Consider the following 20,063-nt stretch of genomic DNA (forward strand, 5'->3'; position numbering starts at 1 on the left):
GCCGTAGCCCGGCCCCGACAGTGACGTGGCACCACCTGCGAGCTGGTAAGCATTGGCCTGCGCCGCAGCGGCATAGCCCGCCTGCCCCGGCTGCAGGCCGTTGATGGTGCCAGCATAGTCGTCGACCCTATAGAAAGTGATCGACAGCGAATCCTGGCCGTTCTGGCGTACGCGCACCACCGCCTGCTGGTCGTCGGCACTACCAGCCGTCTCCGCGATCGCCACAGGCCGCGCCACGCGCACGACGCCGTCGCTCGACATGAAATCAGCAAAGCCGAACGAGCTGGTGAGGCCTGCCTGGATCGCCTGCGCGTTTTTGCCGTCGATCGACACGTCGACCGATTGTCCTGCAGCGACGTAACGCTGCATCGCCATACCCTGCCCCTGCTTGTCGAACAGCGTCACGAGAGCGGAATCGAAATCCGCCTGCAGCGACTGCATCGCAAGCTGGCTGGTCCAGGCATAGGTGGCCGACGCATTGCTGGTGTAGTCGAAGCCGCCACTGCCGATGGTCACGTCGACAGCGACGCTGCTGCCCGCCATGGTCTGGAACAGCAGGCTCTGCGCCGTGCCGCTGGTCCAGCCGTCGGCCAGACTGCCGTTCACCACGTCGGGCTGGTCGGCGAAATACATCTGCGAGTGCGCCGCCGCGCTCAAGGTGCGCGCCAGCACCGTGCCGTTGGGCGAGCCCAGGCCGGAGACGAGATCGTAGCCCGGCCCGGCATAGTAGCCGAAGCCGGTCGGCGTGATGGCCACCTGATCGCCGGAGTAGCTTTCGGTCGTGTAGGAGCCGCCGAAGACGAAGGACGAGATGTTGTTGCCCATCGTCAGGTCGTTGAACGACGCGGGCGCGATCGCCGAGGCGGTGTAGAGCAGGTCGTGCGCGTAGCCGAGGTCGGGCAGGCCCTGGTCGTCGAAGATCGTGTCGATCTGCGCGATCAGCGAGGCCCATAGCGGCGACGCGGCGCTGGTGCCGTAATAGAAACCTTCGGTGAAGCTCATGTTGGCGTTGGCCAGCCGGTAGCTCGCATTGCCGCCGGCATTGGCCGTGACGTCGGGCGCGCCGCGGCCGACCTGCGCCAGCGGATCGCTGGTCGTCGGGTTGAGCCCATAGGCCACCTGATACGACGGCACCGGCTGGGTCGGATCGACGCCGCCGTTGGTCGTCGTGTTCTTCATGTAGCCGCCGTGGAAGTTCGTCGTACCGCTGATCTCGGTGCCGGCGACGTTGTAGTAGTTCCACGGCGTCTCGACGAAGAACTGAAACTGGCCGCTCGTCATGTTGGCGGGCAGGATGTCGAGCCCGCCGACGACGAGCTGCCAGAGCGTCGCCATGTCGCCCGCCAGCGCCGGCGCCACGATCGAATTCACCAAGGTAGGATCGGCCTGCGCGGCGCCCAGCGACGACAACGAACTGCCGCCGACCAGCAGGCTGAAGGGCTGCGTGCAGTTGTATTGGAGGTTGGTCAGGCCGTTGCCGATCTCCTCGCTCGAGCCGCCGTCGCCCAGCGCCGTCACCGCGGTCTGATTGGCCAGCACCGTATCGACATAGAGTTCCCAGTAGGCGCGATAGAACGGCGAGTCCGGCGACATGCTCTGCATATCGCCGAACGAGTCGGACCAGGCGACGACCCGCTCGACGCCCTCGCCGGGAAAGGTCGCGCTCTGGATCGCGGTGTAGGTCGTGGCCTGCGCGCCGTTGCTGGTCTGGCCCGAGCCGTTGAACAGCGCGATGTCGCTGTTGGGGTTGACGCCGGCCACGATGCTGACGTCGAGCGAACGTTCGCCGGCGCTGTTGTCGTAGACCTGTCCGTTGGCGCCCTGCACCGTCACCACGCCGTCGCCGCTCTGGCCGATGTCGGCGAGATACTTGGTGAGCTTCTCCTGGAAGGTCGTGCCCATCTGGTCGCCAGGCAGCGCCGAGCCGATGCCGGGTTCGATCAGCCCGACCTTCTTGGTCTGCACCGCCGCGCCATCGAGCGGGAAGTCGTATTGCGCCGCCATGTCCTGCGGCACGAGGTTGGTCGCCTCCGAAGGCGTCCCGCTGTTGCCGAGGCTCTGCGGCCCTTGAGGCAGCGTGACCGACGCGCCGGGCGCGAGGTTCGATCCCGGCGGGATGACCGACGTGTCGAACCACAGGCCCGCCACCTTCAACTGCTCCGGCAGCGAGAGGCCGCCGTTCCAGTAGCCCCTCAGGTCGCCGTTGGTCGCCTCCATCTGCGGGGTGTTGAACAGCTTCTCGAACTCGGCCGGCGACTGGAGCTGCACCCAGATGGTGCGCGACTCGGCCGAGGTGACGTAGTTGCTGTTGGAGGCATTCAGGATGGTGAGGCCGAGATCGTCCTTCAGGACGCCCAGCGCCGCGTCGAACTCGGCCTGCGAGGCGCCGTAGGTCGACCATAGCGAGCTGCTCTCGTTGAGGTCCTTCAGCGCCTCCTGGCGCTCCCCCCAATTGCCCGCGAGCAGGTCAGTCGGATCGTTGGCCCGGTCCAGCACGATGGCGACGTTCGTATAGAAGGTCTCGCCGGATGGGATGCGCTGCCCCTCGGGGAACCCGAAGGCCGCCGGCACCGTCGTGGCGTCCGTGATGCGATAACCGCAGAAGTCGAGATAGCTCGAATTTTCGATAGACGTATAGGTAATTGCCACCACCACGCTCCCGACTGATCTCGACCTCACCCTTCATATCGCAGGCGGGTGCCGGGGCCAATGATGTCACACAATTGGCCGACCAAGGTGAACCACAACGCCCCTACGGTTTGGAGAAGAAACCAGGGGAGGCATCAATGGGCAGGAGGATTCTTGCGGTTGCGACTGCCGTCGTCGCCGCGGCGGCCATGATGGGTTCGCTTCTGGCTCAATCGGCATCGTTCGGCGATATCGCGGGCAAATGGGAAGGTGTTGGGGCGGGCGGGACCAGGCTCGACATGGATATCGACGCCGCCGGCAAATACTCGGTCTCCTCGGCGCGAGGCTCGGAGTCGGGAACGGCAAAGATGGAAGGCGGCCAGGCCGTGCTCTCGTTCACCAAGAACCCGGGAAACATCAAGGTCGCCAAGAAAGGCGAAACGCTGGTTGGAACCCTGACGCTGGGCGCCAACACCAACCCCATCACGTTCAACCGGAAGAAGTAGCGTGCAATCGATTGCACGGCTGGGGGCGCACGCTGGGGGCGCGCCACTCCAGTGGCGCGATTCATGATCATGACCGCGCGACTGGAGTCGCGCGCTCCCAGCGTCAGGCCAGCCGGCGACTCATCCTCCTCCCCCGTCATCGGGGGAGGTGCCGCGTCTCACGCGGCGGAGGGGTCATACCCCTTTCTCCGCTTGACCCCTCCGTCGCCGGAAGACGGCGACACCTCCCCATTTGAATGGGGAGGCGACGACGGAACAGTCCATCGAATGCGGCCGGGGAGGACGTACGAGAGTCGTACAATCGATTGCACGGCTACACAGCCCGGCAATGGACAGGCCGCAACTGGCGTCCGACAATTGGTGATGCCTTCGGCAGGATCCTTCCTCGGTGCGCTCGTTGCCCTGATCGCGACGGCGGCCTCGTGCTTCGCGGGCACGCAAGTGGAGATCCCGGCGGCCGAGCCGGATCAGAAGCCGTTGCCGGCCTATCTCGCCCGTCCCTCCGGTGCGGGCCCCTTCCCGGCCGTCGTCGTGCTGCATGGCTGCGGCGGCTTCGGCTATCGCCCCGTCTCATGGGCCGATCTCCTCGCGAGCTGGGGCTACGTGGCGCTCGCGATCGACAGTCTGACGCCGCGCGGCAAGACGACGGCGTGCAGCACCGGCCTGGGCGAGCAGCCGGTGGATGCCTATCAGGCGCTGAAGTACCTCGCCGCGCAGCCGTTCGTGCGCGCCGATCGCGTTGGCGTGCTCGGCATGTCGATGGGCGGCTGGTCGGTGCTGTTCGCCCTCCAGCGCGACATGCTCGAGCCCAAGTACACGCAGAAGTTCCGCGCGGGCGTCGCGCTCTATCCTCAGTGCCGGGGCATGTCCGGCCTGATGACGGCGCCGACGCTGATCCTGATCGGCGAACTCGACGACTGGACACCGGCCGCCGCGTGCCGCGCGATGGTCGCGGGCGAGGCCGAGAGCGGCACCTATGCGCCGCCCTACGGGAAGCGGGAGTCCGGCGACCGTTCGATGCTCGAACTGGTCGTCTATCCGGACACCTATCATTCGTTCGACGCCGCGAACCTGCGGTTCGGCGACGGCATGCGCTTCCTGGGTCACTTCCTGCAATACAACGATGCCGCGACCAGAGACTCCGTCGAACGGGTCCGTACCTTCCTCGGGCGTACGCTCGCCGACTAGGTGCAGGTGCATGGCATCAGCTCTGCAATAGCGGTGCCTTGATTCATCGCAGCCCGGCACGGCAAGGTGGTGCCCCCGGCGTCGAATGGAGGACCGCATGAAAGGTGATCGACCGAGCATCGCACGATTCATGGTCGCCTTGCTGGCGGGAAGCGCCCTCCTCGGGCTGGCAGACAGCGCCCTTGCCCAGCAGCAACCGGCGCCGGCCGGCACGCCTTCCGTGCTTCCCCGCCCCGACTTCCGCTTCCACGGCAATGTCGGCCGCACCTATCTCGACTCCGATCCGGCGCAGTTCCCGCAGCCCGTCCAGGCGCCCAAGGGCGCACCGAACATCGTGCTGATCCTGCTCGACGATGCGGGGTTCGGGCAGTTCTCGACATTCGGTGGCGGCGTGCCATCGCCGACGATGGATCGTCTGGCCAGCGAGGGCCTGCGCTACAACCGCTTCCACACCACGGCGCTGTGCAGCCCGTCGCGCGCCGCGCTCATCACCGGCCGCAACCATCATTCGTGCGCCTTTGCCGGCATCACCGAAGTAGCGACCGGCTACGAAGGCTACACCGCCGTCATGCCGCGCGAGTGCGGCACGGTGGGCGAAGTGTTGCGTCAGAACGGTTACATGACGGCCTGGATCGGCAAGAACCACAATACGCCGCCGTGGGAGACCAGCGCGGTCGGCCCGTTCGACCGCTGGGCCAATGGGCTGGGCTTCGACTATTTCTACGGCTTCAACGCCGGCGACATGAACCACTGGAACCCGACGCTGTTCGAGAACCGGGACCTCGTGCCGGTCAGCACCGATCCGAACTATCACCTGACAGCCGACATCGCCGACAAGGCCATCGACTGGGTGCGCAAGGCCAAGTCCATCGCGCCCGACCGGCCCTTCCTGCTCTACGTCGCGCCCGGCGCCACCCATTCGCCGCACCACGCACCGGCCGACTGGATCGCGCGGTTCAAGGGCAAGTTCGACATGGGCTGGGACAAGTACCGCGAGGAGACGCTTGCCCGGCAGAAGCAGCTCGGCGTCGTGCCGCAGGAGGCCAAGCTTACCCAGCGCTCCGAAGGCCTGCCGGCGTGGGATTCGCTCAACGCCGACCAGAAGAAACTCTACGCGCACATGATGGAGGTCTTCGCCGCCTACGGCGCACATGTCGACCACCATATGGGCCGCGTCATCGACGCCGTGAAGCAGCTCCCCGACGCCGACAACACGCTGTTCGTCTACATTGCCGGTGACAACGGCGCGAGCGCGGAAGGCGGCATCGAGGGCTCGATCAACGAGAACCTGTTCTTCAACGGCTTTGCGGAAACATGGCAGGACAATCTCAAGGCGATCGACGATCTCGGCGGACCGAAATACTTCAACCATTTCCCGTCGGCCTGGGCGCACGCGATGAACACGCCCTTCCAGTGGACCAAGCAGGTGGCGAGCCACTTCGGCGGCACGCGCAACCCGATGATCGTGTCGTGGCCGGCGCGCATCAAGGACAAGGGCACCGTGCGCAGCCAGTTCCTGCACGTGATCGACGTGGTGCCGACCATCTATGAGCTGGCCGGCATCACCGCTCCCACGATGTTGAACGGCATCCCGCAGAAGCCCATCGAAGGCGCGAGCTTTCTCGACACGTTCACCGATGCCAAGGCCAAGGACCGGCACGTCACGCAATACTTCGAGCTTGGCGTCAATCGTGGTCTCTACCATCAGGGCTGGATGGCCTCGACCATCTCCTTCCCGCCGTGGCAGCCGATCCGCACCGGCTTCGATCCCGACAAGCAGAAGTGGGAGCTCTACAACGTCGCCGAGGACTTCTCGCAGGCGACCGACCTTGCGGCCGCGAACCCGCAGAAGCTGCGCGAGCTGCAGGACATGTGGTGGGCCGAGGCCGGCAAGTACAATGTCCTGCCGCTCGACTGGCGCGCCTCCGAGCGGCTGAACGCCGAGGCCATGGGCCGGCCGAGCCTGACCGGCGACCGCAAGGTCTTCACCTACTATCCGGGCCAGGTGGCGCTGCCGAGCGAGGCCGCACCGCGCACCCTGAACAAGTCGTGGACCCTGACCGCCACCGTCGACACCAGCGATGGAAAGAACGAGGGCATGATCGCCACACACGGCGGCATCGTCGGCGGCTACGGGCTCTACCTGCGCGCGGGCAAGCCCACCTTCGTCTACAACTTCCTGGCCCTCGACCGCACGACCGTGGCGGCCGAGCAGCCGCTGCCGGCCGGCAAGGCCGAGATCAAGGTCGAGTTCGCCTACGAGGGCAAGCCGGGCGAGTTCGGCAAGCCCGCCACCGTCACGCTCTCGGTCGACGGCCGCAAGGTCGGCGAGGCGAAGATCGCCCGCACCGTCCCCGTCCAGTACTCGATCGGCGAAGGCTTCGACATCGGCGAGGAAACCAGCTCTCCGATCGACTTCACCTACAAGCCTCCGTTCAAGTTCACCGGCAAGATCGACAAGGTGGTGGTCGAATTGAAGTAGTCGAACTGAAGTAGTGGTGCATTGTTGGAGGAGTAGGCCATGAAGCGGACCTTTCTGCGAACGAGTGCACTGTGCACGGCGGCGCTCTCGGTCGGTCTCTCCTGGCCTGCAGCGGCTCAGGATCGGTCGAACCTGCCGATGCCGCTGTCTCCCTTCACCGGCAAGATTGGCCGCGACTACACCCAGTCGACGGCGGTCTGGCAGCAGGTGCCGACCGCCCCGGCGGGCGCGCCCAACGTGCTGATCATCCTGCTCGACGATGTCGGCTTCGGTCAGTCGAGTACCTTCGGCGGCCTGATCCCCACGCCCAACCTCGACCGGCTGGCCAGCGAAGGCCTGAAGTTCAACCGCTTCCACACGACGGCGATCTGCGGCCCGAGCCGTGCGGCATTGCTGACCGGACGGAACCACCACACCACGGGCAACGGCTTCCTGATGGAATGGGCCGTCGGCCTGCCGAACTACAGCACGATGATTCCGCGCGAGACCGCGACGGTGGGCGCGATGCTGAAGTACAACGGCTACAGCACGTCGTGGCTGGGCAAGAACCACAACACGCCGGACTGGGAGACCTCGGCCGCCGGCCCGTTCGATCGCTGGCCGACCGGACTGGGCTTCGAATACTTCTACGGCTTCAATGCCGGCGAGACCCATCAGTACTATCCGGTGCTGTTCGAGAACACGGTTGCCGTCGATCCGTCGAAGTCCCCCGAGCAGGGCTATCACTTGATGACGGACATGACCGACCGGGCAATCTCGCGGTTGCGTCTCACCAAGAGCGTCGCACCGGACAAGCCGTACTTCATGTACTTCGCCCCCGGCGCCATGCACGCGCCGCACCATGTCGCCAAGGAATGGCGCGACAGATTCAAGGGGCAGTTCGACATGGGCTGGGACCGGTATCGTGACACCGTGTACCGCCGCCAGCTCGAGATGGGCATCATCCCGCCGGACACCAAGCTCACGCCGCGGCCCGACTGGGTCCCGGCATGGGACAGTCTCTCCGCCGACCAGAAGAAGCTCTACACGCGGCTGATGGAGAACTACGCCGGCTACTTCGCCTTCACCGATCACGAGATCGGCCGCCTGCTCGACGCCGTCCGCCAACTTCCGGGAGCGGACAACACCCTGATCTTCTTCATCGTCGGCGATAACGGCGCGTCGGCCGAAGGCGGCCCGGATGGAACGGTCAACGAGATCAAGGCGCTCAACGGCGAGAAGACGACCCTCGAAGAGACGCTGAAGCGCTACGACGAGATCGGCGGCCCCAACACCGAACCGCACTATCCCGTGGGCTGGGCCTGGGCAGGCAACACGCCATTCCAGTGGGTCAAGCAGGTCGCCTCCCATCTCGGCGGCTCGCGCAATCCGATGGTCGTCTCCTGGCCGGCCAAGATTAAGCCCGATCCCAAGGCGCGCGATCAGTTCCTGCACCTCGTGGACGTCGTGCCGACCATCCTGGAAGCGTCGGGAATACCCATGCCGACGACGGTCGACGGCGTGACGCAGAAGCCGCTCGAAGGCGCGTCCTTCCTGTCGGTGCTGAGCGATCCCAAGGCGCCATCGCCGCGCAACGAGCAGTATTTCGAGATCCTCTCCAACCGCTCGATCTATCTCGACGGCTGGAAGGCCAACGCCCAGCACACCTTGCCGTGGCGACAGGACCTCGCGCCGGGCAACTGGGACAAGGACCGCTGGGAACTCTATGACCTCACGAAGGATTTCAGCGAAGCCAACGATCTCGCCGCCAGCCGGCCCGATAAGCTCGCCGAACTGAAAGGACGCTTCGAGGAACAGGCGGCACGCTACAACGTCTTCCCGCTGGATGACCGCGGCGCGGCGCGGCTCCTGGTTCCCAAGCCGCCGGTGCCGGGCTCCGATCCCAAGGCCACTCAGTTCGTCTACTACAGCGGCGCCACGCATCTTGCGGAGAACACCGCGCCGCCGATGAAGAACCGTTCATGGTCGCTGGTCGCCGACATCGACGTGAAGGACGACAGCAACAGTGGCGTCATCATGGCCTTCGGCGGCGTTGCTGCCGGCATGGTGCTCTATCTCGACAAGGGCGCGCCTGTCTTTCACTACAACTGGTTCGAGGAGAACCGTTACGTGATCACCGCCACGGAGAAGGTGCCTTCGGGCAAGAGCAAGGTGAAGCTCGACTTCACCTACGACGGCAATGGCGCGGGCAAAGGCGGCACGGCGGTGATCAGCATCGGCGACAAGAAGGTCGCCGAGGGCAAGATCGGCAAGACGGTCGCCGGCCGCTTCGGCATCGACACTTTCGGTATCGGCGAGGACAGCGGACAGCCGGTGGCGCCCGCCTACAAGCCGCCCTATCGCTTCCAAGGAAGCATCGACAAGGTGACGATCGACCTCAAGTAGGCCATCGAGCCCTGCCGCTCGGAAATCAACCGCTCCTAGTTCAGCCGCCGGTGTGGACGTATTCGAGTTTCATGCCGTCCGGGTCGGCAAAGAACACCGAGTAATAAACCGGGCCGTACTTCGGATAGTCGGCCGGCGGATCGAGGATCGTCACCTGCCTCGACGCGAGGAGCGCGTGCAGCGCGTCGACCGACTCGCGGCTGTCGGCAGTCCACGCGACATGGTGCAGGCCCGCCGTGTAGCGGTCGTGCGCCTGCTGGGAATGTGCGGGCCGGAGCGCCAGCGAACAGACATAGCGGCCGTCCGGTTCGAGATGCCAGACCACGACATCGTCAGAGGATTTGACCCGGCGATAATCGAGGAAGGCCAGGATCGGCTCGTAGAAGGCGACCGCCGCCTCGATGTCCCGCACCGACAAATCCAGATGATGGAACGATCCCTTCATGAATCCTCCTTCCCGAACGTGTCGGTCTTCAACCCTGCAACTCGGTGACGAGTTCCCCCGGCGTTCGGCGCGCTCAATCATGACACGAGCCGTAAACCGTCATGTTCCTCGACAGGTGCAGTGAATGTGCATACAAGTGTGAGACCGTCGCCCACCAAGCCCTAGGCTTGCGATGGCTGAGAGATGCGTGTGCTCCCGCCCGGACAGCGCGTGCACCTTCTCCAGCAACGGCCCACACCGCCCGTCCTGTTTCAGATTTCTCCTGTTGCTGATCGTCGGCGACGCAATCTTGCGCTCGCCGAACTGAGGCCGCTTCGGCTTTGAAAGCCGGCTGGCCTCGAAAGGACGTGTCATGGCAATTGCAATTCCCAAGAACGCCAGTTCGTATTTCTGGGCCGCCGTCGGTGGCGCCGTCGTCTGCGCGCTCGTCGGCTTCACCTGGGGCGGCTGGGTCACCGGCGGCTCGGCACAGAAGCAGGCCACCACCCAGGCCCGCGACGCCGTCGTCACTGCCCTGGCGCCGATCTGCGTCGAGCGCTTCAACGCCCAGAGCGATGCGGCGGCCAAGGTCGTCGAACTGGCCAAGGCCAGCTCGTGGGATCGCGGCAACGTGATCGGCCGCAGCGGCTACGCCACGATGCCCGGCGCCAAGGATTTCGACTCCGATGTCGCGCGCGCCTGCGCCGAACTGCTGGCCAACCCGCCGAAGCCCAAGGCCTAGGCACTACGCGCACGCTGCGGACGCGCCCGCACTCGCCCTCGAGTGCGGGCCTGCTCCGCAGCGCGAGCCTCACCACGGCAGCATCAACCGTGCGGCCGAGACGATCGACAAGAAGGACGACACACCTTCGCGACGGTGATGACAGAGCTGCGTCGAAGACGAACCATGCCGCTGTGACAATCCTCTCTGCTAATTGCAGTGGACCTCGATGAATATCGCCTGCCGATGGCCGGCCAACGCGCGACATTTACAAGAAACGTGCGCCGATTAAAGTCCGCCACCGTGCTCTATTGGATTATCGATTCGCGTAAACGTCTGGTCACGCATACCGCTGAAGGCGAGCTGACGCGTGGCGATCTCACGGCCTACTTCGATGCCGTCACCGCTGCGGACGCCTGGAGCTGGCGCAAGCTGTTCGATGCGCGCAAGGCCCGCCCCACCATGACGGCCGAGGATCTCATGGCGATCGGCGTCCGCATCCGCGCCCAGCACGCGCGCGGCGTGGCGGGGCCGATCGCCATCGTCCTGCCCGAGGTCGAAAGCGACACGTTCACCCGTCTGCTGGGATTCATCGCGGTGGCCGACCGTCCGATGCGGGTCTTCAAGACGCTGGACCCGGCCCGGCAATGGATCGAAACGACGTGAGCGTCATCTGGAGTACGGAACCGGCCAAGTGAGCCTCGCGTTGAAAGGATCGTTGCGGGCGTCGCCCGAGATGTCGCCCGAGGGTTCGCATGGGAGGTGGTGCATGCGTCTCCACACGACTCTGACCGCCGGGCTCTCGGCGATCGCGGCGCTGCTGGTGCTGTGGGCCTGCCCCACCGAGGCCCGCGAGCTGACTGCGGCCGACGTCTATCCGCCCGATCATCCGAACGTGCAGGCCGTCGCTCACCTCTCCACGCTCGTCGCGGAGCGCACGGAGGGACGCCACAGGATCGTCTTCCAGTCCAGCCAGCGCGGCAGTTCCGAGGGCTATCTGATCGGCCAGGTCCGCAACGGCACGCTCGACATGGCGCGCATCGACTTCGCCTCGCTCGCCAGCCTGGTGCCGACGGCCAACGTGCTGGCCCTGCCCTACATCTTCAAGTCGGCGGCGCACCGCCACCGCGTGCTGGACGGCGAGATCGGCGCGATGATTCTGGCCCAGCTCGAAGCGCAGGGCCTGATCGGCCTCTGCTTCTACGAAACCAGCCCGCGTTCCTTCTATGGCACGAAGCCGATCCGCCGCCCCGCCGACCTGCAGGGCCTGACGGTGCGTGCGCCGCAATCCGGTCCGTGGATCAGGATGATGCGCACGCTCGGCATCAAGCCCCTGGCGATGCCCTACGAGCATGTCTACGCCGCCCTGCAGCAGGGCACGATCGACCTGGCCGAGAACAACTGGCAGGCGTTCATCGGCTCGCGGCACCATGAGGTCGCCAGGTATTTCAGCCTCACCGAGCATATGAGGACGCCGTCGGTGGTGATCTTCTCCAAGCGGACCTGGGATACACTCGGCGCCGACGACCAGGCCAGCCTCCGCGCCGCCGCCCGCGACTCGGCGAACCATCTGCGCGACACCGTGGGCGACGCGCGGCCGACCCCGTCGATGGCGCCGGCCGGTGTCGAGATCGTCGCCGATGTCGACCATGCCGCCTTCGCCACGGCCGCCCTCCCGCTCTACCAGGACCTCGCGACCACGCCGCAACTGCAGGGCATCCTGAAGCGGATACAGGCGATGGAGGAGTAGCGACGGCGGGCGGCGGGCGGCGGCTAGCTGGACTCGCCGGACTCGCCCGACTTGCCGCCATCGAGGGCGGCTTTCACCGCCGCCTCGAGCTGGCTCAGCGTGTAGGGCTTCTGCAGCATGACGTGCTTGCTCCAGCCGTCCTTGCCGCGCATCTCCGCGAGATCGTAGCCGCTGGACGCGACGACGGGGATGCTGCGGCGCATCAGGACATCGATGATCGGTTGCGACGTCTTGCCGGCGAGCGACATGTCGATGACCGCGACATCGGCCTCCAGCGCGCTGGCCTTGTCCACGCCCTCGTCGAGCGAGGTCGCGGAGCCGACCACGTCGTAGCCCAGCTCCGCCAGCATGCTCTCCAGGGACATCACGAGGACGATTTCATCGTCGACAACGAAGACCTTCTTTCTGCGCAAGCACCGTCTCCTTTTCTCGCTGGAGTGATCCTCCTGCCTTCGGGATGCGTAAACGGGGACGCGGCGGCGAATGTTCCGGCCATTATTTGGCGCGATCCACGGGAACCGACTGTTCTGCTTGACCAGGGAACAACCCCCGCGTCCGAGGCGTTGGCCTAGACAGTAGAGTAGGATTCCCATGGCCGAGGAGCGACGATCGCGACCACAGTCGAGAGCTAAGGTAAAGCGTGCAGCCGCAGCGCGGGCGCGGCGGCTGGCCTCGGCGCTCAACCCGGAAGAGGACCGCGAGCGCCTGCTCGATTACGCGAAAAAGCTCGACGCCGAAGCCGACGCCCTCGACCGCCAGGACCCCGTCTCGACCCACAAGCAGGAACAGGCCCAGCAACAGGAAGCTGTGCAGGCACCGCCCGAAGGCGAGCCGAAGGGTTAGGACGATCGGTCCCTACTTCTTCACCACCGGCGGTGGCGCCCACTTGCCTTCGAGGAATTCCTCGCGGGGTGAATAGAGGCGCATCAGGAGCGTGAATGGCGCCTTGCCGACGGGAAGCCAGTTGGCCTCCTTTTCCTTCCCCGGCGAGTCGGCCTGGATGTAGAGGTCGAGCGAGCCGTCGGCGTTGGGCACGAGCCTGTCACGGTCGCCGATGGCGTAGCGCTTCAGCGTGTTCGGAATGAAGTAGCCTTCGATGTCGTAGGCCGTCACCGACCAGAAGGCATCGACCGGCGGCAGCTTGCCCTTATCGAAATGCAGCACGTAGGCGTTGTTGCCATCGAGCGGCCGTCCCTCGCCATCGCTCGACAGCGAAGGATAAACCGCGTCCTGCGGCAGGTTCATGCCCAGGCCGAAATCAGCGACGGCGGCACGGTAGAGATAGTCCACGCCATAGGCGCCGCTGCGCGTGGTGTAGATCCAGCCCTTACCGCCGATGCCCGCTTCCTTCTTGCCCGCGGCATGCACCAGCGCCTTGCCCTCGGCATAGCCGCGTTCGAGCGCCAGCCTGATGCTTGCCGGCGCTTTCGCGAGGTCGAAGCTCTGGCCGGCCTTGAAGCCCACCCGCTCCAGGCGATGGAGCGTGGGATAGTCGACGGGGTTCGGTGGATTGTCCTTCAGGAGATCGGCGAAGCGGCCTAAGTAGGTCGCGGCGTCCATGCGGTCGACGATCACCGGCGGCGGCGTCTTCATGTCGATGGCCGGATCGACCTTGTGCTTGGGCAGCGTGGAGACACCTTTCCCCCCATCCTTTCCCCATGCCGAGAGCGGCGTGAGCTTCATGGCGTCCTGCACCTTGTGGACGTTGGCATAGTCGGCGGCGCCGTTGGTCTGGGTGCGGCCGATGATCCAGACATAGCGCGTCGGACTGCGGATCAGCTCGAGGCCCGCCGGCACGCCGCCCTGCCACTGCGGCGCGACCACGAGGAAATCGCGCGCCGTGTTCCTGCCGGTCGTGCGCGTACCGGGCACGGCGAACACGTCGGTCCACAGGCTCAGCATCGGCAGCATGAAGTAGCGGTCGGTCGACGGCACGGTGAGCACCATCGGCTCGGCCTTCAGGTCGAGCGTGGCGGCCGAGTAGAGCGTGTCGACATTCTCGCGGATGACGATCCTGTCGTCGGGGTTGGGAAAGGCGCGCGCGTGGTTGAAGCGGTTGGGCGGGCCGAAGGCGTCGCCGTCCTTGGGCTCGGCGAAGTTGCTCAACTTCTGCAGAGTGGCATGAGTCAGCATCATCGGATAGGCGTAGACATAAGCGTCGCGGCCGATCGCCTGCGCTTCCTGCTCGGTAATCGCCAGTGTTTGCACAGGCGCCGTGTTCTGGGCGAATGTCGCGTGAGGAACAGCGCTCGCCAGGAACGTTGCGGCCGTGAGGGATACGAACCAGCGCCTCATGGAAGCCTCCTTGTCAGACGAACGGCGTCCCACCAATACCATCGCGTCGCCATAATCGCTGGGCTAATTTCACACTCCCATGTCCGGCGACTCCCCCACGCTGATCGTGACGACCCGCAGCGGCGTGCGGCCGCTCGGTGTGCGCGGCGAGCCGCTGCACAATGCGGCGCCGCAGCTCAGTCGCGTGCTGCGCCGGCGGCTGGGCGACGCGGCGGCCGATCTGCTGGCCGAGCCGCAGGTCCACGCCGACGGCAAGGCCATCGACTGGTATGCCGGCTGGTCCGGCGCCGTCCGCACGCTCGACTCTCTGCCGGCCGAGCAGCGCCAGTCCGTCATGGCCGGCGTCGAGAGCACGCTGGCGGAGATCCGGCGGCTCGGCGACCTGCTCGCGGGCCACGGTCCGAAAGAGGAAACCGGCGTCGTCGGCCTCTCGCTCAAGCTCGCCGCCCGCGCGCCCTCGCCCGCCTTCGTGTTCCTGGTCGGCGACCGTCCGGTGATCGTCGCCTGGGGTTACGAGAAGGATGGCGCGCCCGCGCTGCCGCCTCTCGGTGCCGTGCGCGTGCCAGAGAGACAGCCGGCGCGACGGTCGGTGCTGCAGCCCGAGCCGGAGCCGCACTCGACAATGACCGCGCGAGTGGACTCGCGCGTCCCCAGCATCCCCCCGCCTGTCGCCGGCATTCCGTGGTGGCGCACGATGGCCGCCGCGTTGCCGTTGCTGCTGCTGTTGATCGGCGGTGCGTGGCTGTTGCGCGGCTGCCTGCCGGCCGAGCCCGATCTCGACATCGTGACGCGCGAAGGCCCCGACACGCCGCTGCCCGGCATCGCGCCGCCGGATCGTTTGCCGGTGCTCAAGGCGTCGCTCTCCACCGAGCAGTCACGGAGTCGCGCGCTAAAAGTCGAGCTGTCGCTGGCCGAGGCCGAGATCAAGCGGCGCATCGCCGACTGCAAGCCGCCCGAAGCCGCGAAGCCGCCGCCGCAGGTCGCCATTGCGCCACCGCCGCCGCAGCCCGCGCCGCAACCGAAGGTGACGCCGCCTGCACCGCCGCCCCAGCCCAAGGTCGCGCCGCGCAATCCCAACGACAACCGCCTGCGCCTGCCGCAAGCGCCGACCAACAACTATTCATTCATGGAAGGCTGCTGGCGCACCGATCCGTTCCGCCACGAGGCGCAGCAGATGCAGCCCGGCGTCTCATCCTATTGCTTCGACGCCAGCGGCAACGGCCGCCTCGAATGGCGGCGCGGCCGCACGGCCTGCCGCACCAACGCGCAGGCCCGCTTCTCCGGCGCGGTGCTGGCGCTGCGCGACGCCGACTCGACGTGCAACGACGGCTCGCGCTGGTTCGCCGACCAGCTCAACTGCCAGCGCGGCGCCGACAATGTCGCGCAATGCAGCGGCAACTCGCGCGATGCCTACGGCCGCCTGGTCTCCTGGACCGTCAACCTGCACAAGCTGAATTGAGTCTCTATTTCTCTTCCCAGCCAAAGTCGTAGAAGACGCGGAAGTAATTGCCGTCGGGGTCCTGGGCGAAGAACTCGTAGAGCTTGTACGGCTTGGCCTCGGGCGGACCGGCGATCGTGGCGCCCGCGCCGGCCCACTCGGCGTGCAGCGCGTCGATCTCGGCGCGATTGTCGAGGTTGAGCCACAGCACCACCGGCGCCTTCAGGCCGAGCCCTTCGCGGAACGCAGCCGTCGACAGGAACATCCGGCTGCCGCCGCGCGACAAGCCGGCGAGACCGATATCGTCCGCCACCCAGTCGACGCCGAACCCCAGCCGCTCACGATAATACGCCACCGCCGCGCCGAGATCGGACACGGGGATTTCGGGACAGACCGACGGAAACCTCATCGCGCGTTTCTAGAACGCCTTCGCCTCCCCATTCAAATGGGGAGGTGTCAGCGTCTTACGCTGACGCAGGGGTCAAGGTGGAAAGAGACTATGACCCCTCCGCCGCATCAGATGCGGCACCTCCCCCGATGACGGGGGAGGAGAAGTCATGTCCTCCCCATTCAAATGGGGAGGTGTCCGCGTCTGCGCGGACGGAGGGGTCATACGGCCCCTACGCGCCCCGGCTCAGGCGGGGTTCTTCTGCGTCAGGGTGCGCACGGCCTCGAGCCATCGCGCGCCCTCGCCTTCGAAGCGGCGTGTGAAGTCTTCGGGCGAGCCGCCGACCGGCGACAGCGCGGCGTTGGCCAGGAGCTTGATCACCTTCGGATCGGTCAGCGCGTCGCGCAGGACGGCCGACATACGATCCACGATGGCTTTCGGCGTCTGCGGCGGCGCGAAGAGCGCGAACCATTGCGAGATGTCGACATCGGCATAGCCCAGTTCGGCCATGCCGGGGACATCGGGCAACAGCGGATCGCGGTCCTTCGACGTGACGGCGAGCAAGGTCAGCTTGCCCGACTGGATGTAGGGCACGACCGGCGCCGAACCCAGCAGACCGAGCGGCACGACGTTGCTCAACAGGTCCTGCACCGCCTGGCCGCCGCCCTTGTACGGCACGTTCATCACCTTCGCACCGCTCCGCCGGAAGATCGCCTCGGCCGCGATGGTGTTGGAGCCCATGCCGGACGAGGGCGTGGCATAGGACAGGCCCTGCGGCTCGGCCTTTGCCGCCGCGATCACGTCGGCCACCGTCTTCCAGCCGCGCGCCGGATTGGCCGCCAGGACCAGCGCCTGCGTGGTCAGGATCGTCACCGGCGCCAGCGGCTGGCCGGCCTTGACCGGCGTCTTCTGTTCCAGCGCCATCTGGTAGAACGACTCGGCCGGACCGACCAGGAAGGTCTGCCCGTCGGGCTTGGCGCGCGCGACCATGTCGATGGCGATGCGGCCGAGCGCGCCCGGCCGGTTCTCGATCACCACCAGTTCGTTGAGCCGTGCCGCCACCGCCTCGCCCAGCACGCGGGCAGTCACATCCGACGTGCCGCCGGGCGCATAGCCGACGATGAACTTGATCGGCCCGTCGGGCCACTTGTCGGCGCGCGCGGGCGATGTGCGTGCAATGAGTGCCGGAGCGAGACCGGCCGCGAGTGCCCCGAGGGAAAAGGAACGGCGCTTCATCGTCGTGCCCATGATCACGCCATCCCGATCTGCGGCAGCGGATCGATCTGATCCTTCGGCCGGCTGCGGATCATGTCTTCGAGTTCGCGCTGCACCTTGGCGACGCCGGGATCGCCGAAGCGGTTGTCCATCTCCTGCGGATCGTTCGCGAGATCGTACAGCTCGCCCGCACCGGAGTTGGTTTCGAGCGTCAGCTTGTGCGTGCCGGTGCGCACCGTGCGCAGCCACAGGTCGACGCCGCAGCGCGAGGCGCGCAGGTCCCATTCGCTGTAGGCGAAGTCGCGCGTCGCATCCTTCTCGATCAGTGGCTTCAGGCTGCGGCTGTGACGGGCGTCGCCCAGCGACACGCCGGCATAGTCGGCGAAGGTGCGCGGCAGGTCGATCGTCGAGACCGGATCGGCCACCACCTTGCCGGCCGGCACGCCCGGCCCGCGCATCAGCAGGCCGACGCGCAGCAGTCCCTCGTAGGCCATCGGGCCCTTGAGGATGAGGCCGTGGTCGCCCAGCCAGTCGCCGTGATCGGTCGAGTAGACGACCAGCGTATTCTCCGACAGGCCGTAGGCATCGAGCGCCGCCAGGATGCGGCCGACATTGTGATCGACCAGCGAGATCATGCCGTAATAGTTGGCGATCAGTTCGCGGAGCTGCTTGTCGGTCTGCACCGGCGTGCGCGAATGCTTTTCGCGGAAGTTGAGCAGCATCGGATCGTCGAGCTTGGGCTTGCCGTAGAGGCTCTCGCGGTGCCACCACGGGCGGCGTTCGAGATCCATCGTGCGATGCTCCGGCAGATCGACCTCGTCGGGATGATGCAGGCGGCTCCACGGTTCGGGACAGTCGAACGGATGGTGCGGGTCGGGGAACGAGGCCCAAGCGCAGAACGGCTTGTCCTTATTGGCGCGCAGGAACTCGATGGTGCGGTCGCCGATCCAGGTCGAATTGTGCCACGCGACCGGCAGCGCCGAATTGTAGGTCTGCGCTGCATCCGACAGCGGCGCCAGGCCGGTGTGCAGCAGCTTGTTCTTCTCCTCGCCGCGGCCGTCGGCGTAGTACCAGCGCTCGTAATGCTGCGTGAACGGCGGCTTGCGCGGCGCCCGCGTGTTGTGGCCCTCAACCATCAGCTCGACATGGTTCCAGCCCATGTAGGGCCCGTACCAGTCGTCGCGCTGTTCGGTCAGGCGGCATTCCGGCGAGCCCGTCGCGTGGAAGGTGTTCGACGTCTTGAAGTGCGCCTTGCCGATATAGCCGGTGCTGTAGCCCGCGCGCGCGAAGTCGCCGGCATAGCCCGCCTCGCCCGTCGCGTCGGGCAGGTCGATGCCGTTGTCCGAAACGCCGTGCGTCGACGGCAGCAGGCCGGTCAGGATCGAGGCGCGCGTCGGCTGGCAGACGAGGTTCGGCGTGATGCAGGCCGAGAAGCGCGTGCCCTCGCGCGCCAGCATGTCGAGATGCGGCGTCTTCACCTTGCGGCCCTCGAAGCCGTAGCAGTCGGCGCGCTGCTGGTCGGACGTGATGAACAGGATATTCATGTTTTCTCCTGGCGGCGGCTCTGGGGCACTGGGCCCGTTTCCTCAGGTGTCGGCGTTTGCAACGCTCTGTCTGCTCAAAACCTAGCTTGCCGGGATCATGCCGAAAAATGATAAGTTCTGATCAGTTCATGCATCAGGCGCATTACATGACGACCGTCGACCGCCCCCTCGATCTCCTGCAACTGCGCGCAGCACTCGCCGTCCGGGAGACCGGCACGGTGACGCGCGCCGCCGGCGATCTCGGCCTCAGCCAGCCCGCCGTCAGCCGCCTGATCGGCGCACTCGAAACCGAGCTGGGCTTTCTCATTTTCGAGCGGCGGGCCAAGCGCATGGTGCTGTCCGAGCGCGGCCGCCAGTTCCTCGACGAGGGCCAGTCGGCGATGCGCAGCATGGCACGGCTGGGCGTCGTGGCCGGCGAGCTGCGGCGTGGCAATCACGGCCTGCTGCGGATCGGCGCCATCGCACCGCTGGCGGTCGGGCTGGTCGCGCGCGCCGTCGCCGTGCATCGGCGGGCCTGGCCCAAGATGACCATCGACGTCGAGACGCGCGGCCGCGAGGCGCAGTTCGAGGAGCTGCGCGCCGGCCGCCTCGACATCGGCCTGGCCGCGATGCCGTTCGCCGGCACGGGCCTGCGCGTCGAGCCTGTCATGGACGCAGATGTCGTCTGCCTGCTGCGCACCGACCATCCGCTGGCACGCCGCGCGGCGCTGGGCCCGGCCGACCTCGCCGACGAGCCGCTGGTGCTCAGCCGGCCCGGATCGATCATCCGCCATCGCCTCGACGATATCTTCCGGCAGGCGGGCGTGGTGCAACGGGTCGCCGCGATCGTCGACAGCACGCCGGTGGCCGTCGCGCTGGTGGGCCTGGGCACGGGCGTTGGCATCATGCACGCCTTCCCGCAGGACGCGCTGCCGCCCAACGTCGTCTCGCGCCGCTTCCGGCCGCGCATCCCCTTCACCTACGCGATGATCACCCAGGACGACGATGCCCGCTCCGCCGCCGTCGCCCAGTTCGGCACCACCCTGCGCAGCGTCGCCCGCGCCGTCCATCGCGCCCACCGCCCCAGCCGCCCAGGCCGCTAACTGCCTCCCCCGTCATC

Annotated in this window: 16 protein-coding genes and 1 pseudogene; 10 read left to right on the plus strand and 7 right to left on the minus strand. The window is 66.6% G+C overall.

Annotation, left to right across the window (positions count from 1 at the left end; genetic code table 11):
• Nucleotides 1-2,649, minus strand: a pseudogene (locus tag EPO50_RS17500) (hypothetical protein); the annotation flags it as partial.
• A gap of 137 nt (nt 2,650-2,786) precedes the next feature.
• Here EPO50_RS17500 and EPO50_RS17505 point away from each other — a divergent pair.
• From EPO50_RS17505 to EPO50_RS17520, 4 genes are all read left to right on the plus strand, one after another.
• Complete coding sequence (locus EPO50_RS17505) at nt 2,787-3,134, plus strand: hypothetical protein (RefSeq protein ID WP_296346286.1); 348 nt, start codon at nt 2,787-2,789, stop codon at nt 3,132-3,134.
• A 363-nt stretch (nt 3,135-3,497) separates the two neighbouring features.
• Entirely contained in the window at nt 3,498-4,322 is an 825-nt protein-coding gene (locus EPO50_RS17510) for a dienelactone hydrolase family protein (protein ID WP_296346287.1), read from the plus strand.
• Nucleotides 4,323-4,419: 97 nt separating this feature from the next.
• Complete coding sequence (locus tag EPO50_RS17515; RefSeq protein ID WP_296346288.1) at nt 4,420-6,804, plus strand: arylsulfatase; 2,385 nt, start codon at nt 4,420-4,422, stop codon at nt 6,802-6,804.
• Nucleotides 6,805-6,843: 39 nt separating this feature from the next.
• A complete protein-coding gene (locus EPO50_RS17520) occupies nt 6,844-9,189 on the plus strand; it encodes an arylsulfatase (RefSeq protein ID WP_296346289.1) in 2,346 nt (781 codons plus the stop codon).
• Nucleotides 9,190-9,229: 40 nt separating this feature from the next.
• On the opposite strand, the gene EPO50_RS17525 is transcribed toward EPO50_RS17520, so the two are convergent.
• Entirely contained in the window at nt 9,230-9,634 is a 405-nt protein-coding gene (locus tag EPO50_RS17525) for a VOC family protein (RefSeq protein WP_296346290.1), read from the minus strand.
• 352 nt (nt 9,635-9,986) lie between these two features.
• Between EPO50_RS17525 and EPO50_RS17530 the strand changes: the two genes are divergently transcribed.
• From EPO50_RS17530 to EPO50_RS17540, 3 genes are all read left to right on the plus strand, one after another.
• The gene (locus EPO50_RS17530; protein WP_296346291.1) at nt 9,987-10,355 is read left to right on the plus strand and encodes a hypothetical protein; all 369 of its coding nucleotides are present in this window, start codon (nt 9,987-9,989) and stop codon (nt 10,353-10,355) included.
• Nucleotides 10,356-10,637: 282 nt separating this feature from the next.
• Nucleotides 10,638-11,000: a hypothetical protein gene (locus EPO50_RS17535; RefSeq protein ID WP_296346292.1), complete on the plus strand. Its 363-nt coding sequence runs from the start codon at nt 10,638-10,640 to the stop codon at nt 10,998-11,000.
• Between the two features lie 103 nt (nt 11,001-11,103).
• Complete coding sequence (locus EPO50_RS17540) at nt 11,104-12,084, plus strand: DctP family TRAP transporter solute-binding subunit (RefSeq protein ID WP_296346293.1); 981 nt, start codon at nt 11,104-11,106, stop codon at nt 12,082-12,084.
• 23 nt (nt 12,085-12,107) lie between these two features.
• Here EPO50_RS17540 and EPO50_RS17545 read toward each other — a convergent pair whose 3' ends face one another.
• Entirely contained in the window at nt 12,108-12,497 is a 390-nt protein-coding gene (locus EPO50_RS17545; protein ID WP_296346294.1) for a response regulator, read from the minus strand.
• Between the two features lie 178 nt (nt 12,498-12,675).
• Here EPO50_RS17545 and EPO50_RS17550 point away from each other — a divergent pair, with 178 nt between their 5' ends.
• A complete protein-coding gene (locus EPO50_RS17550; protein ID WP_296346295.1) occupies nt 12,676-12,927 on the plus strand; it encodes a hypothetical protein in 252 nt (83 codons plus the stop codon).
• A gap of 12 nt (nt 12,928-12,939) precedes the next feature.
• Here EPO50_RS17550 and EPO50_RS17555 read toward each other — a convergent pair whose 3' ends face one another.
• Complete coding sequence (locus tag EPO50_RS17555; RefSeq protein WP_296346296.1) at nt 12,940-14,379, minus strand: DUF1254 domain-containing protein; 1,440 nt, start codon at nt 14,377-14,379, stop codon at nt 12,940-12,942.
• 79 nt (nt 14,380-14,458) lie between these two features.
• Between EPO50_RS17555 and EPO50_RS17560 the strand changes: the two genes are divergently transcribed.
• Entirely contained in the window at nt 14,459-15,838 is a 1,380-nt protein-coding gene (locus EPO50_RS17560) for an SrfA family protein (protein WP_296346297.1), read from the plus strand.
• Nucleotides 15,839-15,842: 4 nt separating this feature from the next.
• Here EPO50_RS17560 and EPO50_RS17565 read toward each other — a convergent pair whose 3' ends face one another.
• From EPO50_RS17565 to EPO50_RS17575, 3 genes are all read right to left on the minus strand, one after another.
• Nucleotides 15,843-16,226 (minus strand): VOC family protein, encoded by a 384-nt coding sequence (locus EPO50_RS17565; protein WP_296346298.1) that lies wholly within the window; start codon nt 16,224-16,226, stop codon nt 15,843-15,845.
• Nucleotides 16,227-16,451: 225 nt separating this feature from the next.
• Nucleotides 16,452-17,453: a tripartite tricarboxylate transporter substrate binding protein gene (locus EPO50_RS17570; RefSeq protein WP_296346299.1), complete on the minus strand. Its 1,002-nt coding sequence runs from the start codon at nt 17,451-17,453 to the stop codon at nt 16,452-16,454.
• A 2-nt stretch (nt 17,454-17,455) separates the two neighbouring features.
• Nucleotides 17,456-18,964, minus strand: a complete 1,509-nt coding sequence (locus EPO50_RS17575) for a sulfatase-like hydrolase/transferase (RefSeq protein WP_296346300.1) — start codon at nt 18,962-18,964, stop codon at nt 17,456-17,458.
• 128 nt (nt 18,965-19,092) lie between these two features.
• Between EPO50_RS17575 and EPO50_RS17580 the strand changes: the two genes are divergently transcribed.
• Nucleotides 19,093-20,046 carry a LysR family transcriptional regulator gene (locus tag EPO50_RS17580; protein ID WP_296346301.1) on the plus strand — a complete coding sequence of 318 codons (954 nt, stop codon included), beginning with the start codon at nt 19,093-19,095 and terminating at the stop codon, nt 20,044-20,046.
• The last annotated feature ends 17 nt before the right edge of the window (nt 20,047-20,063 follow it).

This window comes from Reyranella sp. (assembly GCF_004297405.1).
In the GTDB taxonomy this organism is placed as follows: domain Bacteria; phylum Pseudomonadota; class Alphaproteobacteria; order Reyranellales; family Reyranellaceae; genus Reyranella.